A 13,832-nucleotide genomic window follows, 5' to 3' on the forward strand; every position below is an offset into this window, starting at 1 on the left:
TGGACATCCAGGGGGTCGCTTTTGAAGGTGACTGGGGAGTAACCTCCCGCCAATGCTAAGGATCGGGTGCCCCGGACGACAGACCGTAGGGCGGCAGGTTACAGGAGGATGAGTGAAGCTTCGCGTGGGCGCCGCGCTCTTCGGGCTAGGTGTCTTGTTGCTGGTCTTCGCGGCCGGGCTGCCGTTCTACGTGGCCCCCGCCGTGACCAAGCTGCCCTATGACCTGGAACCAACGACGTCCGTCGCCGAGGCGAAGGGCGCGAAGTTCCTACAGATCAAGTCCGAAGGCGGCGCGGTCAGCATCGACGTGCCGCAGGCCGATCTCGTGTCGAGCGTCGAGGTCATCCCGCAGCCGGAGGACACCAAGGACCGCGTACCCAAGGAGCTGAAGGGTGACGCGGTCATCTGGAACGTCTTCCAGACGGTCAAGCGCAGCGACAACCAGGATGTGATCAGCCAGTACAGCACCGAGCTGGCGCTTTACCGGATCTCCGGCGCGGCGGCGCCGTGGGACGAGCAGTGGCTCAACGAGTCCGGCGCGGAGCAGACCCCGGTCGGCAACGTGCGCTACTCCGGCCAGATCTACAAGTTCCCGTTCGGCACCGGCAAGCGTGACTACCAGGTGTTCGACCGTGACCTGAAGAAGACGTTCCCGGCGCGGTTCACCGGCACCGAGAAGATCAAGGGCGTCGAGACGTACCGCTTCGAGCAGCGGATCGAGAACGAGGTGCTGAACACCCCGGCGGACAGCATCAAGACGCTGCTGGGCAAGTTCACGCCGACCGCGACCAGCGGCCAGGTCGTCTACAGCAACACCCGTACGCTCTGGGTGGACCCGGTGACCGGCGCCTACATCAAGGTGCGCGAGCAGCAGTACAAGGAGCTGCGTCCGGACACCGGCGCCCCGACGGTGGTGCTGGACGCGGACTTCAACTACAACGACGACACGATCAGCCGCAGCGTCGAGACGGTGAAGGAGAACCGTTTCAAGATCGGCATGATCAGTGTCTGGGGCCCGATCATCGCCGGTGTGCTCGGCCTGATCGCCCTGATCGCGGGCGTGTGGCTGGTGACCCGGCCCAAGGGTGACGGCAACGCCCGGCACCGCGCGGACGCGCCGACCTCCGACCCGACGCCGACCCGTGTCGACCAGGAGCCCGTCGGTGGCCCGCTCGACGACGAGATCCCGCCGGCGTCGACGAACTGGCGGTCCGACGAGGTGCCGGCGCAGCGCTCGGGCGCCGGCGAGGTGGAGCGCCGCTGACCGGTACGCCGGAAGCACGACGGAGGGGTGGCCGCACTGCGGTCCACCCCTCCGTCGTGCAGATCTTCCACGCGGGCGACCGTACTTTACATTCGTTACTCGATTGTAACGGCAAGATGTCCGGTGACTTTCCGTCGTGCTCATCACCATCAATGCCCGGTTTGGCCCGACATTTCGCCCTCCACGCCCTGGCCGGGCAGGGGTTTCGTGACGCGTGGTCACCTCCCCGTCCCGCCTCGGTGTTACCCCTGGGTAATCAGGGGGTTGTGAGCTGCACCTCATCGGGTGCACGATCAGGCTCGATCGTTACCCGTCGGTAACAGGGGACGGGCCCGGCGCGGGCCGCCGGTGCGGAATCCGGCCGCCGCGCACATTCGTTCGAGGAGGAACCCGTGCAGAATCGGCTCGACAACCAGGGTCGTACCCGGTGGCGGCGCTTCGCCGCCATGATCGTGCCCACCACGGCCGCCGCCGGTGCCATCCTGTTCGGCATGTCGACCGGCGCCATCGCCTCCGACATCACCGTGTCCGGGCAGACGTTCAAGATCGGGGCCGACCGCCTGGAGGGCGAGGGCTTCAAGCAGTACGGCGGCATCGTCCGGGAGAAGGGCGAGAACGGCAAGGCCGGCGCGACGCGCCCGGTCGCGATGGCCGAGATCAGCAGCGCCGACCTCTACAACCTGTGCCAGTCCGTCCGTGCCGACCTGCCCGGCCTGCCGGTGGTGCTCACCATCAACGCCGGAGAGGGCAAGGACCCCGCCCGGGCCAAGGACCTCGTGATCGCGATGGACTCGCTCGAGGGCAACGCGACCTTCACCAACATCCAGATCGGCCGCGACGCCAGCGACCTCAACCCCACGGCACAGCGGGGCTCGTTCGGCCAGAACTCCGACCGGGTGACCATCCGGGACCTGAAGCAGGTGTCCCGCTACACCACTTCCTCGACGTTCAACCTGGTCGGGCTCCGGCTCAAGGTCAACGTGGGTGACGACGCGAAGGGCAAGGAGTGCTTCTGAGCTGAGCACGGCCCGCGGTGGACGACCACCGCGGGCCGGCTCCACCGTCCCCGTCCCCGCTCCGCCAGGAGGAGTACGTGACAACCGTCGAACCGTCCCACGCCCGGCTCGGTACCGCGACCCGGGCATGGCGGAGCTTCCGCCGCTGGCAGCGGGGCCGGCCGTTCTGGGGCGGCCTGTTGATCATCCTGGCCGGGGTGGAGATGCTCGCCTCCACCCGGTTGACGCTCAACGGCCTGAGCTTCAGCAGCGGCGCCACCGGCCTGCTCGCCCTGCTGATCCCGGCCATCCTGGTGACCTGCGGGGTGCTGCTCTGGCTCAGTCCGCCGCAGCGGCTGTTCTACTCGATCGTCGCGGCGATCACCACCGTCTACTCCCTGATCGGGCTCAACCTCGGCGGCTTCTTCCTCGGCCTGCTGCTCGGCATCGTGGGCAGCGCGCTCGCGTTCGCCTGGGTGCCGACCCGCCCGGCCGATCCGGCCGACCCGGCCGATGACGAGCACGGCAGCGAGGCGGGCGACGAGCCCGACACCGTCGTGGACGGGCAGCCCGTGAGCGCGCAGCCCGTGGACGAGCAGCCCGTGGATGAGCAGGCCGTGGACGAGCAGCCCGTGGACGAGCGGCCGACCGTCGAGGTGCCCGCCGCGGTGCGGCCGGCCGTCGAGCAGCCGACTGCCGAGCGGCCGGGCGGGGAGCGGCCGGTCCCTCGGCAGTCGGTGAACGGGCAGCCGGCCGGATCCGACGGCGGTCCGCCGGAGTGGTCGGGCCGTTCGGCGGACCCGCGCGCCTTCGGCATCGTCCTGCTGGTGCTCGGCCTCGCCACCGCCGGCCTGGCCGTTCAGCCGGGAGCGGTGCAGGCCGCCTCGAGCAGGCCCACCGCGAGTGCCTGTCCGTCGAAGCCCGCCACGCCGTCGAAGGCGCCCTCCGCGACGCCCACCCCGACGCCGAGCGCGAGCCCGACGCGGGAAGGCAACATCATCACCGATTTCTTCGAGGGGATCGGTGACCTGTTCAAGGGCAGCAAGAAGAGCGCGACGCCCTCGCCCACACCGACCGCGAGCGGATCGGCGGCCCCGACGAGCAAGCCGACGACCCGCCCCGGCTCGACCGACTGCCCGGCGCCGGACAAGCCCGGCAAGGTGGACCCGGCGAAACCCGACAAGGTGGAACCCGGCAAGCCCCTGCCGCGTATCGCCGCCGACCCGAGCCTGCCGAAGGTGGCCAAGCAGCCGTCGAAGCTCACCGGCTCCAAGGTGACCATGACCGGGCTGCGGTTCGAGGGGATCACCGACCTCCAGACCGAGCAGGGCGCGCTCAAGGTGCTGAAGTTCAGCATGAAGGAGGCGGTGACCGACGACTTCCTGCTGGTCGCCGATGGTCCCCGGGGCCGCACCCAGCGGTACGCGACCGATCGCCTCACGGTCCGCGACGACGTCGCGTTCTACTGCACCCGGTTCGTCGGCAAGCTCGCCGGCATCAAGCTGACGCTGACCCCGGACCTGCCGTTCCCGGACGGTCTGCCGGTCACGCTGCCCATCCCGGTGACGTTCACCGACCCGGTCATCGACCTGGCGTACGTCACCAGCAACACGCTCACCGGCCGGCCGACGCTGCGGCTGACGCTCGGCGCCTGACCGGACGGGTGCCGGCGGTACGCACCGCCGGCACCCGGAAGCCGGCTCAGAGCCGGGCCAGCGCCTTGCGCAGCGGGTCCAGCCCGAGCGAGCCGAGGTCGAGCGCCTGGCGGTGGAACTCCTTGAGGTCGAAGTCGGCTCCCTTGCGGGCCTTCGCGTCCTCCCGGGCCTGCAACCAGATCCGCTCGCCCACCTTGTACGACGGGGCCTGCCCGGGCCAGCCCAGGTAACGGTTCAGCTCGAAGCGCAGGTTCTCGTCCGGCACCCGGCAGTGCGCCCGCATGAACTCCCAGCCCAGCTCCGGCGTCCACCGCTCGCCCGGGTGGAAGCCGAACGGGTTGTCCTTCGGGATCTCCAGCTCCAGGTGCATGCCGATGTCCACGATGACCCGGGCCGCGCGCAGCGCCTGCCCGTCGAGCATGCCGAGCCGGTCACCGGGGTCGCCGAGGTAGCCCAGCTCGTCCATCAGCCGCTCGGAGTAGAGCGCCCAGCCCTCGCCGTGCCCGGAGACCCAGCACAGCAGCCGCTGCCAGCGGTTGAGCAGGTCGGCCCGGACGGCGGTCTGGGCGACCTGGAGGTGGTGACCCGGCACGCCCTCGTGGTAGACGGTGGTCACCTCGCGCCAGGTGGAGAAGTCGGTGATGCCCTGCGGCACCGCCCACCACATCCGCCCCGGCCGGGAGAAGTCCTCGCTCGGGCCGGTGTAGTAGATGGCGCCGTCGCTCGTCGGCGCGAGGCAGCACTCGATCCGGCGTACCTGCTCGGGGATGTCGAAGTGGGTGCCGTTCAGCTCGGTGATCGCCTTGTCGGCGAGCGCCTGCATCCAGTCCCGGAACGCCTCCTTGCCGCGTACCGTCCGCGCCGGATCGGCGTCGAGCACGCGTACCGCGTCGTCGACCGAGGCGCCGCGCCCGGCGATCCGCGCGGCCACCGCCCGCATCTCGGCCTCCAGCCGGGCCAGCTCCGCGAAACCCCAGGCGTACGTCTCGTCCAGATCGACCTTGGCGCCGAGGAAGTACTGCGAGGCCAGTTCGTAGCGCTCCCGCCCGGCGGCCTGCTTCTCCCGCCCCACCGGCGCCAGCTCGGTGCGCAGGAACTGCCCGAACTCGGCGGTCGCGGCGGTGGCGGCGGCGGCTCCCTTGCGCAGCTCCGCGCCGAGCGTGCCGTCGGCGTCGATCCGCTCGACCAGCCCGTGGAAGAAGTTGTCGCCCTCCGGGTCGACCCAGATGTCGCACTGCTTGGCGACCTCGACGAGCTGCACCTGCGAGCTGACCCGTCCCGCGGCGGCGGCCTCGCGCAGCGTGCGCTTGTAGCCGTCCAGCGCGGACGCGAAGCGGTTGAGCCGGGCGGACACGTTCGCCCGGGCTTCCTCGCCGTCGGTCGGCATGAGGTCGAAGACCATCCGGATCTCGTGCAGCCCGCTGGAGATGACGTTGACCTCGCTGCCGGTCTCGCCGGCGTCGTGGCGGGCCAGCTCCAGGCCGAGGCGCTCCTGCATGGCCTCCTTGGCGGTCCGCTCCGCCTCGGTCTCCGGCTCGGTCACGTCGAGTTCGCCGAGCGTGCGGCGGGCCAGGTCGGCGCGCGCCGCGTAGCCCTCGGGCGACAGGTCGTCGAGCTGGTCGTCGTAGCCGGCGATGCCGACGTAGGTGGCGCCGGTCGGGCTCAGCGGGGCCCACTCGGCCACGTACCGGTTGGCGAGGTCATCGATTCGTCCCACCAGGCGACCCTACGTGACCACGCATCCGGAATACCGCGCGACTTCGTCGTACCTCTGCGGCAGAGTGTCAGGGGTGAACGTCGAGATCACTCCTGACCGGGCGCCGGTACGCAGCTGGCTGCCCGGGTTCGTCGCGCTCGCCGCCATCTGGGGTTCCAGTTTCCTGTTCATCAAGGTCGGCGTCACCGAGCTGCACCCCGTGCACCTCACCCTCTACCGCGTGGCCACCGGCGCGCTGACGTTGCTCGTGGTGCTCGCGGTGCTGCGCGACCGGCTGCCCCGCGACCTGCGGGTCTGGGCGCACATGCTCGTGGTGGCCGCGTTCGGCGTCGCGGTGCCGTTCACCCTGTTCGGCTACGGCGAGCAGCGGGTCGAGTCGATGCTCGCCGGCATCTGGAACGCCACCACGCCGCTGATCGTGCTGCCCCTGGCGGTGCTGGTGTTCCGCACCGAGCGGCTGACCGCGCGGCGGGCGGTCGGGCTGGGGCTGGGCTTCGTCGGCGTCCTCGTGGTGCTCGGCGTCTGGGAGGGCGTCGGTGGCGCCCACTTCGTCGGCCAGCTCATGTGCTTCGGTGCGGCGGCCTGCTACGGCCTGGCCATTCCGTACCAGAAGAAGTTCGTCGCGGGCAGCGCGTACTCCGGCCTGTCGCTGTCGGCGGCCCAGCTGCTGGTGGCGACCGCGCAGCTCGCGGTGGTCGCGCCGTTCGTCGGCACGCCGCCGTCGCCGCTCGACCTCTCCCCGCGCGTGGCGGCGAGCGTGCTGGCACTCGGCGCGCTCGGCACCGGGCTCGCCTTCGTCATCAACATGCGCAACATCCGGCTGGCCGGGGCCAGCACGGCGTCCACAGTGACATACCTGATCCCGGTGTTCGCGGTGCTCGTCGGCGCGGTCGTGCTCGGTGAGCGGATGACCTGGCACCAGCCGGTGGGCGCGCTCGTGGTGCTGGCCGGCGTGGCGGTCGCGCAGGGCCTGTTCGGGCGGCGCCGCCCGCGCCCGGACGCGGTGGCACCCACCACCCGTCCGGTCGAAGCGGCCACCAGGGGCTGACCCGTCAGCCGCGGCCGGCCGTCCACTTCACCAGGCGGTCGGCCGTCCAGGTGTTCACCACACGCTTCGCCGGTACGCCGCACAGCGCGGCCCGCTCGCAGCCGAACCGCTGCCAGTCGAGCTGGCCGGGCGCGTGCGCGTCGGTGTCGATGGCGAACCGGCACCCGGCCTCCAGCGCGAGGCGGATCAGCCGCTTCGGCGGGTCCTGCCGCTCCGGCCGGGAGTTGATCTCGACGGCCACGTCGTGCTCCGCGCAGGCGGCGAAGACGGCGTCCGCGTCGAACTCGCTCTCCTTGCGGGTACGCGCCCGGTGCCCCTTGTCACCCGGCCCGGTCACCCCGGCGGGCCGGGAGGAGACCATCCGGCCGGTGCAGTGACCGAGGATGTCCAGGTGCGGGTTCGCGATCGCGGTCAGCATCCGGCGCGTCATCTTGGCCCGGTCGTCGTTCAGGCCGCTGTGCACCGAGCCGACCACCACGTCCAGGCGGGCCAGCAGCTTCTCGTCCTGGTCGAGTGAGCCGTCGGCGAGGATGTCCACCTCGATGCCGGTGAGGATCCGGAAGCCTTTCGGCAGCGCCTCGTTGACGGCGGCGACGTGATCGAGCTGCTTGCGCAGCCGCTCCGCGGTCAGGCCCCGGGCCACTGTGAGTCGCGGCGAGTGGTCGGTGAGCACCAGGTACTCGTGGCCCAGCTCGACCGCCGCCAGCGCCATCTCCTCGATCGGTGAGCCGCCGTCGGACCAGTCCGAGTGGGTGTGGCAGTCGCCGCGCAGCGCGTCCCGCAGCTTCGCCGCCGCCTCGTCCAGGTCGGTGCCCTCGGTGGCCAGCAGCCGGCGCAGGTAGACGGGTTCCTCGCCGGCCAGCGACTCGGCCACGCAGCGGGCGGTGACGTCACCGACGCCGGACAGCTCGGTCAGCTTGCCGGTGCGGGCCCGCTCGGCCACCTCGGCGGCGGGCAGCGCGCCGAGCGTCTTCGCCGCCGACCGGAACGCGCGCACCCGATAGGTGGCCTCGTTCGCCCGTTCCAGCAGGAACGCGATCCGGCGCAGGTCAGCGAGGGGATCCCGGGCACTCATGTCCTGGAACCTACGCGCTCACGCCGTCCGCCGCGTGGCCCCGCACCGCGCGTCGGTCAGCCGCTGCGGGTGGACCGGCCGGGCGCGGCCGGACAGCCGTGCTTGCGCTGCCAGGCGGTGACCTCGGCGACCGGCGAGCGGTTGCCGCCCTTGCGCCAGGAGTTCAGGTACGGCGCCGGCCAGACCACGCCCCGGCGGATCCACCAGTCGTCGGCGCCGGTGCACTTCGGGGAGAGACCGAAGTGCAGGTGGCAGACGTTGTTGGCGTTGCCCGTACGGCCGACCTTGCCGAGCTGCTGCCCGGCACGCACCCGTACCCCGGCGTCGACGCCGGCCGCGATCGCGCTCAGGTGCGAGCCGTAGTAGCGCACCCCGTCGTCGCCGAGCAGCGATACGGAGAGCCCGCCGTTGTTCGGGCCCAGCGGCCCGCGCTTGTCGAACCGGTCGACCCGGCTCACCTCCAGCACCACGCCGTCGGTGACCGCCACCACCGGCTCGCCGCAGTCGGCGAACACGTCGGTGCCGGGGTAGCCGCCGTGCGTCGGGTGGTAGTCGACGTTGCCCGCCCGCACCGGGAAGACCCGCTTCACGTCCGTGCGGGCCGGCGACGGCGCCGCGGACGAGGAGGCGGCCGGTGGCGAGGCGGGGTCGGCGGGCTGCGCGGCCGTCGTCATCGGGCTCGGCTCCTGCCACCTGTCGGCGCGCCCGGTGGTGGCGCCGCATCCGCCGGCGGCGAGTGCCGCGACGAGCAGCAGGATCGGGTACGCCGGCCGCGTGCGGCGTCCGATCGATGGCGAGCGCATCCGGTCATCCTGACAGACCACTACCGTAGGGACGAAAGCCGAACGCGGGACGGATGGTCGGGAGAGGGGGCGGCGGTGACGCACGGGTGGCACGGCGGACCCGAGGGGACGGGTCCGGGAACGTTCCCGCCGCGTACGCCCTCGGGGCTCTTCCCGTCGAGCACGTCGATGCGGCCCAGCTACCGCGAGCCGTACCCGGTCACCGGAGCCGGTGTCGCGGTCGGCGCGCTGGTCGCGTTCGCCTGGTTGCTGTTGTTCGGGCTGCTCGGCCGCGGCGTGGCCGGTTACGCCTGGTGGACGCTGCTGGCCGGCGGCCTGGCCTGGCTGGCCGCCGCGGTGCTGGTCCGCCACGGCGACCGAGGGGTCGCGACGGGGGTCGCGATCGTCACCGCGGGTGGCTGGAGCATCGCCGCGGCGATCGTCGCGACGCGCTGGGCACAGACCGGAGACTGGCCGCTCTGGTGACCTTCGGTGCCGGTTTCGCTGCGTAGCGAAGGCCACCTTGACGTACGCGTGAGGACGGTCCACGCTCGCGGTATGGCCTGGACCACATCGCCGCGGCTCGACCCCGACCGGAGCCGCCGTCGCCTGCAACTCCTCGCCGAGTTGGCCGGTGCGCGTGCGGTACAGCAGCGCCAACGGCCGCAGCGGGCCCGCACCGAGCGGCTGCGCCAACTCATCGCCACCCGCCGGCGCGTCGTCGGCTGACCGGCTTTCTCCCGAGGAACGGCCGGCCCATACGGGGCGTTGACCGCTCGCCTGCCGACCCGACCGGTTAACGTGCATCGCGTGACGTGTCGGCGTGCTGCCGAGGCCAATTTGGGGGGACCGTGTCGTACTTCGCTGCTGCCGTGGCGCGCGTCGACGGCGGCTGGACCGCCGGTGAGGTGAGCCTGCGAGGCGTCACCGACATCGAGGAGGTGGCCGACCGGCTGCGCGACGTCGAGCCGGACGCCGACCTCTCGCTGCTGTTCGTCGAGGCCGACGACACGTACCTGGTCGTCATGCGCCTGGACGAGGGGGAGGACCTGCGGGTCTTCGGCTCGGACTCGGCGTACGCGGAGGAGTCCCGGCTGGGTGCGCTGCTCGTCGGCGACCTGAAGACCTCGGTGACCGGGCTGGAGGATGTCGACGAGCCGCGTGCCTCCGCCGGCGACGACGACACCGAGCAGCCCGCTGTGGACCCGGAAGCAGACCCGGTGGGCGACGCGGACCTGCTGACCGACCTGGGGATCCCGGCGCAGAAGCTGCTGGCGCTCTGCGCGCACGAGGGCTCCATGCCGGCCGACGTGACAGCCGAGATCTGCCAGGTGCTGGGCTGCGTGGACGAGGTCGAGGAGCTGCGTGAGGTCTGAGCCCGGGGAGTCCCTGACGCCCGGCGCCGCCGAACCGGCCGACGCGACCGATCCGTCGCTGGAGACCGTACGCCCGGGGCAGCCCACCCCCGGGCGGGCCGCACGCGTCGGTCCCGGCGCGGACGAGGCACTGGCCGACCCGGGCGCGGTGGGCCGCCGGCAGCGGCACGAGCTGTGGATGCGCCGGGCCCTCGAGGTCGCGGCGACCGGCCCGGACGGTGCGACCCCCGACGCCGACGACGTGCCGGTCGGCGCGGTGCTCTACGGCCCCGACGGGACCGAACTGGCGATCGGCCGCAACGAGCGGGAGCTGACCGGCGACCCGACCGCGCACGCCGAGGTGCTGGCGTTGCGCCGGGCCGCGCAGCGGCTGGGCCGCTGGCGGCTGGACGACTGCACGCTCGTGGTGACGCTGGAACCGTGCACCATGTGCGCCGGGGCGATCGCGCTGGCGCGCGTCCCGACAGTGGTGTTCGGCGCCTGGGAACCGAAGACCGGCGCCGTCGGGTCACTCTGGGACGTGCTGCGCGACCGCCGCGTCACGCACCGCCCCGAGGTGTACGGCGGCGTGCTGGAACGCGAGAGCGCTGCGCTGTTGCGCGCGTTCTTCCGCTGAGGAGTTCTGGTCCTGTCTCAGGCTCCGGCCGGCGCGGGGCGCAGCAGCGTCGCGGCGATCGCGCGGCCGACCTCGGTCCAGGCGGTCGGACGCAGCGTGGCCGGGTCGAGCCGGACGATCGACCGGGTGCCGGTGGCGTGCACCGTGGTGCCGTCGACCGAGCGGAACTCGAAGGCGTAACGGGCGCTGCTGGTGCCGAAGTGTTCCAGCCAGAAGTGCACCGCCACCGTGCCGACGCCGACGACCGGCGCCCGGTAGGTGATGGTGAACTCGCGGACCGCGTGGAACACGTCGGGTGCGGCGTGCACGTCGCCCCGGAAGGCGACGCCGCGTTCGGCCCAGTACGGCGTCAGGGCGCGTTCCAGCAGCACCGCGTAGCGGGCGTTGTGCAGGATGCCCATCGCGTCGAGGTCGTCGAAGTGCACCGGCACGTGCTCGACGTGCCCGAACTCGGCGACCGGCCGGTCGGTGGTGGCGTGGCTCATGACTGGCCTTCCGGTAGCAGGGTCGGATCCGGGCAGAGCGCCCGCAGCCGGGTCAGCAGACCCTGGCGGGCGTGCCGGTAGGTGGCGTCCGGGTCGAGCAGCCGGGACCGCATCACCGCGCTGATCCCCAGCGCGTCGATCTCGTACGCGAGCAGCGGCACGACCAGGTCGGCGGGCAGTTCGCCCAGGTCGACGGCCTCCTGGACGAGGCGTTCCAGCAGCGCGGTCCAGCGGGCGAACGCCTCGGCGAGCCGGTCCCGGACCGGGCCGGGGCGGGCGTTGTACTCGAACTCGGTGTTGGCGAAGAAGCAGCCGCCGGGCAGCACCCGGGCGGCGTAGAAGTCGATCCGGGCGTCGTGCAGCGCACGCAGCCGGCGTACGCCCCGAGGGGCGAGCAGGGCGGGCGCGACGATCCGCTCCCGCCACTGCGCCACCGCGCGGTCGACGGTGGCGAGTTGCAGTGCCTCCTTGGAGCGCCAGTGCGCGAAGAGGCCGGACTTGCTCACCTCCAGCCGGTCGGCGAGCTGGGCCAGGGAGAGGCCGTGCAGGCCGACCTCGGTCGCCAGCGCCACCGCGGTGTCGAGCACCGCGGTGCGGGTGCGGTCGCCACGGGCGACGCGGCCGTCGGAGGTCATGCGATCAGCGTAGGGGAAACAAGCACGACCGGTCGTATTTATTTTTGTGACGGCGGTAACGCGGAACCGCCCCGCCACCGAGCGGTGGCGGGGCGGTTCAGGTTGGTCCGAGTCAGGCGATGATGGTGTCCAGCGCGATCTCGACCATCTGGCCGAACGTCTGCTCGCGCTCCTGCGACGTGGTCTTCTCGCCGGTCTTGATGTGATCGCTGACGGTCAGGATGGTCAGCGCGCGGGCCTTGAAGCGCGCCGCGATCGTGTAGAGCGCCGCCGACTCCATCTCCACCGCCAACACGCCGTAGTCAGCGAGCGTGTCGTACAGGTCCGGCCGGTCCGTGTAGAAGGCGTCCGCCGCCAGGATCGGCCCGACCCGCATGCTGATGCCGCGCCGCTCGGCCACCTCGACCGAGGTACGCAGCAGCCCGAAGTCGGCAACCGGGGCATAGTCGATCAGCCCGTCGAAGCGCATCCGGTTCATGTTCGAGTCGGTGGACGAACCGATGGCCGCCACCACGTCCCGCAGCTGCAGATCCTCGGTCAGGGCGCCGCAGGAGCCGACCCGGATCAGCGACTTCACGCCGTACTCGTTGACCAGCTCGTGCGCGTAGATCGAGGCGGACGGCATGCCCATGCCGGAGCCCTGGACGGACACGTCGACACCGTTCCACTTCCCGGTGAAGCCCAGCATGCCGCGCACCGTCGTGTAGCAGCGGGCCCCTTCCAGGTAGGTCTCCGCGATCCACTTGGCCCGCAGCGGGTCGCCCGGCATCAGGACCCGCTCGGCGATCTCTCCCGGCTCAGCGCCGATGTGCGTACTCATGGCAAAGATCCTGCCAGGCCGGGCCGAGGGATACCGGTTCGGCGTCCAAGCCGGCGGTCCTGTACCCTCGTCGGCGGTGGCGTGTCCGAGTGGCCTAAGGAGCACGCCTCGAAAGCGTGTGAGGGTTTACGCCCTCCGCGGGTTCAAATCCCGCCGCCACCGCTCGTGAACAGCGAGAACGCCCGGTCGATCCGCGAGGATCGCACCGGGCGTTCCGCTTGTGCCCCTCGGCAAGCCGGTTGTGTGACGAGGGTCGATGCGCCTATAACTGTTGTCGGCTCCCGCCGGCAGTCGGCGGGCTCTGCACGGGGGACAAATGAAGATCAGATCGGTCCTTGCTGCCGGCGTTCTCGCCGCTGTCCTGTTGGCCTTCGGCTCGCCGGCCCCGGCCCAGGCCGCCGACGTCCTGCAGGTCAACTCTGCCTACAACGACTCGTCGGACGACCTCGGAAGACTGTACGTCTCCGTCACCTCGTCCCAGCCGGTTGCCGAGATCCGCGCGGAACTCGTCGACGAGGAGACCGGGGCGCTGGTCGCGCGCGCCACGGACTTCGTGCTCCACTCGGAGGCTCCGGAGAAGACCGTCTTCCGCACTTCGGCGCCCCTGATTCTCGACGCGCTCGGCGACTACCTCGTGCACGTCGAGGTGACCGACGTTGCGGGCAACCACGTACGGCAGGAGCGTGCCGGGTGGATCCTCTACCGGGTCGTCACCTTCCTGGAGGATGTGACGATCAACCCCACCACCGTCGACTACGACAACCGCCAGGTGGCTGTCCGGGGGGTGCTCAAGGGCCGCTGGCCGGGCACCGGCGAGGTTCGGCCGCTCGCCGACTTCCCGGTCCAGGTCAACAGCAGCTTCGACCCGACTCCGGCCATCACTGCGTCCGACGGCTCATTCGGCAAGACGGTCACCATCTACGCCATCAGCCCGGAAGTCGACATCTCCTACTCCTACTCCCTGGGCCGGCCGTACTTCGAGTACATTCCCCAGCAGATTTTCCCGATCACGATCGATCCGCGGGAGACCCGGATCACGGCAAAGGTGAATCGCACCCGGGTGGCAGCGGGCCAGAGCGTCCGGCTCACCGGACAGCTGTCGTGGCTCACCGCCTCCGGGTGGGCCCCGCATGCCAACCAGGTCCACGACATCTACCTGGACCTGTGCGACGACAACCGCTGTTACGCCACCTACGGTCCGCTCGACACCGACGGCAAGGGCCAGTTCGCAGCAGACGTGGTCCCTCTTCACAGCGGATACTTCATCATCGGCTACTCACCGTCGGACCGGTTCGTGGCCGGCAGTTCGGGTCGGACGAAGGCTGTCACCGTAGTGGCGGCTCAGCGGTAGCGGAGCGCTGTTC

General features: G+C 71.3%; 14 protein-coding genes, 1 tRNA gene and 1 pseudogene. 10 read left to right on the forward strand and 6 right to left on the reverse strand.

All coding sequences use genetic code 11. The features are described from left to right. The first annotated feature begins 112 nt into the window (after positions 1-112). The 3 genes from O7607_RS13540 to O7607_RS13550 all read left to right on the forward strand — a co-directional run bounded on the left by O7607_RS13540 (position 113) and on the right by O7607_RS13550 (position 3,914). Positions 113-1,264 carry a DUF3068 domain-containing protein gene (locus tag O7607_RS13540; RefSeq protein ID WP_269703544.1) on the forward strand — a complete coding sequence of 384 codons (1,152 nt, stop codon included), beginning with the start codon at positions 113-115 and terminating at the stop codon, positions 1,262-1,264. A 392-nt stretch (positions 1,265-1,656) separates the two neighbouring features. Beyond that, complete coding sequence (locus O7607_RS13545; RefSeq protein ID WP_269703545.1) at positions 1,657-2,280, forward strand: DUF6230 family protein; 624 nt, start codon at positions 1,657-1,659, stop codon at positions 2,278-2,280. A 77-nt stretch (positions 2,281-2,357) separates the two neighbouring features. Next, on the forward strand, positions 2,358-3,914 hold the full coding sequence (locus O7607_RS13550; RefSeq protein ID WP_269703546.1) for a DUF6114 domain-containing protein: 1,557 nt from the start codon (positions 2,358-2,360) through the stop codon (positions 3,912-3,914). 46 nt (positions 3,915-3,960) lie between these two features. On the opposite strand, the gene O7607_RS13555 is transcribed toward O7607_RS13550, so the two are convergent. Next, positions 3,961-5,631, reverse strand: coding sequence for a DUF885 domain-containing protein (locus O7607_RS13555; RefSeq protein ID WP_269703547.1), 1,671 nt, complete (start codon positions 5,629-5,631; stop codon positions 3,961-3,963). 73 nt (positions 5,632-5,704) lie between these two features. On the opposite strand from O7607_RS13555, the pseudogene O7607_RS13560 reads away from it, so the two are divergent. Next, positions 5,705-6,801 (forward strand): annotated as a pseudogene (locus O7607_RS13560) (DMT family transporter); the annotation flags it as partial. On the opposite strand, the gene O7607_RS13565 reads toward O7607_RS13560, so the two are convergent. Continuing rightward, entirely contained in the window at positions 6,684-7,754 is a 1,071-nt protein-coding gene (locus O7607_RS13565) for a PHP domain-containing protein (protein ID WP_269703549.1), read from the reverse strand. The pseudogene O7607_RS13560 and the gene O7607_RS13565 sit on opposite strands and share 118 nt — an antisense overlap. A gap of 56 nt (positions 7,755-7,810) precedes the next feature. After that, positions 7,811-8,557, reverse strand: coding sequence for a M23 family metallopeptidase (locus tag O7607_RS13570; protein WP_269703550.1), 747 nt, complete (start codon positions 8,555-8,557; stop codon positions 7,811-7,813). A 168-nt stretch (positions 8,558-8,725) separates the two neighbouring features. Between O7607_RS13570 and O7607_RS13575 the strand changes: the two genes are divergently transcribed. The 4 genes from O7607_RS13575 (at position 8,726) to O7607_RS13590 (ending at position 10,528) form a co-directional block, all read left to right on the forward strand. Then, positions 8,726-9,022: a hypothetical protein gene (locus tag O7607_RS13575; RefSeq protein ID WP_269703551.1), complete on the forward strand. Its 297-nt coding sequence runs from the start codon at positions 8,726-8,728 to the stop codon at positions 9,020-9,022. 72 nt (positions 9,023-9,094) lie between these two features. After that, positions 9,095-9,265 carry a hypothetical protein gene (locus tag O7607_RS13580; protein ID WP_269703552.1) on the forward strand — a complete coding sequence of 57 codons (171 nt, stop codon included), beginning with the start codon at positions 9,095-9,097 and terminating at the stop codon, positions 9,263-9,265. A 122-nt stretch (positions 9,266-9,387) separates the two neighbouring features. Beyond that, positions 9,388-9,912 (forward strand): tRNA adenosine deaminase-associated protein, encoded by a 525-nt coding sequence (locus O7607_RS13585; RefSeq protein WP_269703553.1) that lies wholly within the window; start codon positions 9,388-9,390, stop codon positions 9,910-9,912. Between the two features lie 130 nt (positions 9,913-10,042). Beyond that, positions 10,043-10,528 carry a nucleoside deaminase gene (locus O7607_RS13590; protein WP_269706973.1) on the forward strand — a complete coding sequence of 162 codons (486 nt, stop codon included), beginning with the start codon at positions 10,043-10,045 and terminating at the stop codon, positions 10,526-10,528. A gap of 17 nt (positions 10,529-10,545) precedes the next feature. Here the strand turns inward: O7607_RS13590 and O7607_RS13595 are convergent, their stop codons facing one another. From O7607_RS13595 to deoD, 3 genes are all read right to left on the reverse strand, one after another. Further along, positions 10,546-11,013, reverse strand: a complete 468-nt coding sequence (locus O7607_RS13595) for an acyl-CoA thioesterase (protein WP_269703555.1) — start codon at positions 11,011-11,013, stop codon at positions 10,546-10,548. Further along, complete coding sequence (locus O7607_RS13600; protein ID WP_269703557.1) at positions 11,010-11,648, reverse strand: TetR/AcrR family transcriptional regulator; 639 nt, start codon at positions 11,646-11,648, stop codon at positions 11,010-11,012. Before O7607_RS13600 ends, O7607_RS13595 begins: the two co-directional genes overlap by 4 nt. 112 nt (positions 11,649-11,760) lie before the next feature. Then, a complete protein-coding gene (gene deoD, locus O7607_RS13605; protein ID WP_043327826.1) occupies positions 11,761-12,468 on the reverse strand; it encodes a purine-nucleoside phosphorylase in 708 nt (235 codons plus the stop codon). A 75-nt stretch (positions 12,469-12,543) separates the two neighbouring features. On the opposite strand from deoD, the gene O7607_RS13610 reads away from it, so the two are divergent. Both O7607_RS13610 and O7607_RS13615 read left to right on the forward strand, forming a co-directional pair. After that, positions 12,544-12,630 (forward strand) — tRNA-Ser (locus O7607_RS13610). Positions 12,631-12,739: 109 nt separating this feature from the next. After that, entirely contained in the window at positions 12,740-13,819 is a 1,080-nt protein-coding gene (locus O7607_RS13615) for a hypothetical protein (protein ID WP_269703559.1), read from the forward strand. The last annotated feature ends 13 nt before the right edge of the window (positions 13,820-13,832 follow it).

Source organism: Micromonospora sp. WMMA1949 (assembly GCF_027460145.1).
Lineage (GTDB): Bacteria > Actinomycetota > Actinomycetes > Mycobacteriales > Micromonosporaceae > Micromonospora.

Excerpts from the sequence above, each read along its gene's own strand:
- O7607_RS13565 (WP_269703549.1), bottom strand. The coding sequence starts at position 7,754 with ATGAGTGCCCGGGATCCCCTCGCTGACCTGCGCCGGATCGCGTTCCTG.
- O7607_RS13580 (WP_269703552.1), top strand. The coding sequence starts at position 9,095 with ATGGCCTGGACCACATCGCCGCGGCTCGACCCCGACCGGAGCCGCCGT.
- O7607_RS13595 (WP_269703555.1), bottom strand. The coding sequence starts at position 11,013 with ATGAGCCACGCCACCACCGACCGGCCGGTCGCCGAGTTCGGGCACGTC.
- deoD (WP_043327826.1), bottom strand. The coding sequence starts at position 12,468 with ATGAGTACGCACATCGGCGCTGAGCCGGGAGAGATCGCCGAGCGGGTC.
- O7607_RS13570 (WP_269703550.1), bottom strand. The coding sequence starts at position 8,557 with ATGCGCTCGCCATCGATCGGACGCCGCACGCGGCCGGCGTACCCGATC.
- O7607_RS13575 (WP_269703551.1), top strand. The coding sequence starts at position 8,726 with ATGCGGCCCAGCTACCGCGAGCCGTACCCGGTCACCGGAGCCGGTGTC.
- O7607_RS13600 (WP_269703557.1), bottom strand. The coding sequence starts at position 11,648 with ATGACCTCCGACGGCCGCGTCGCCCGTGGCGACCGCACCCGCACCGCG.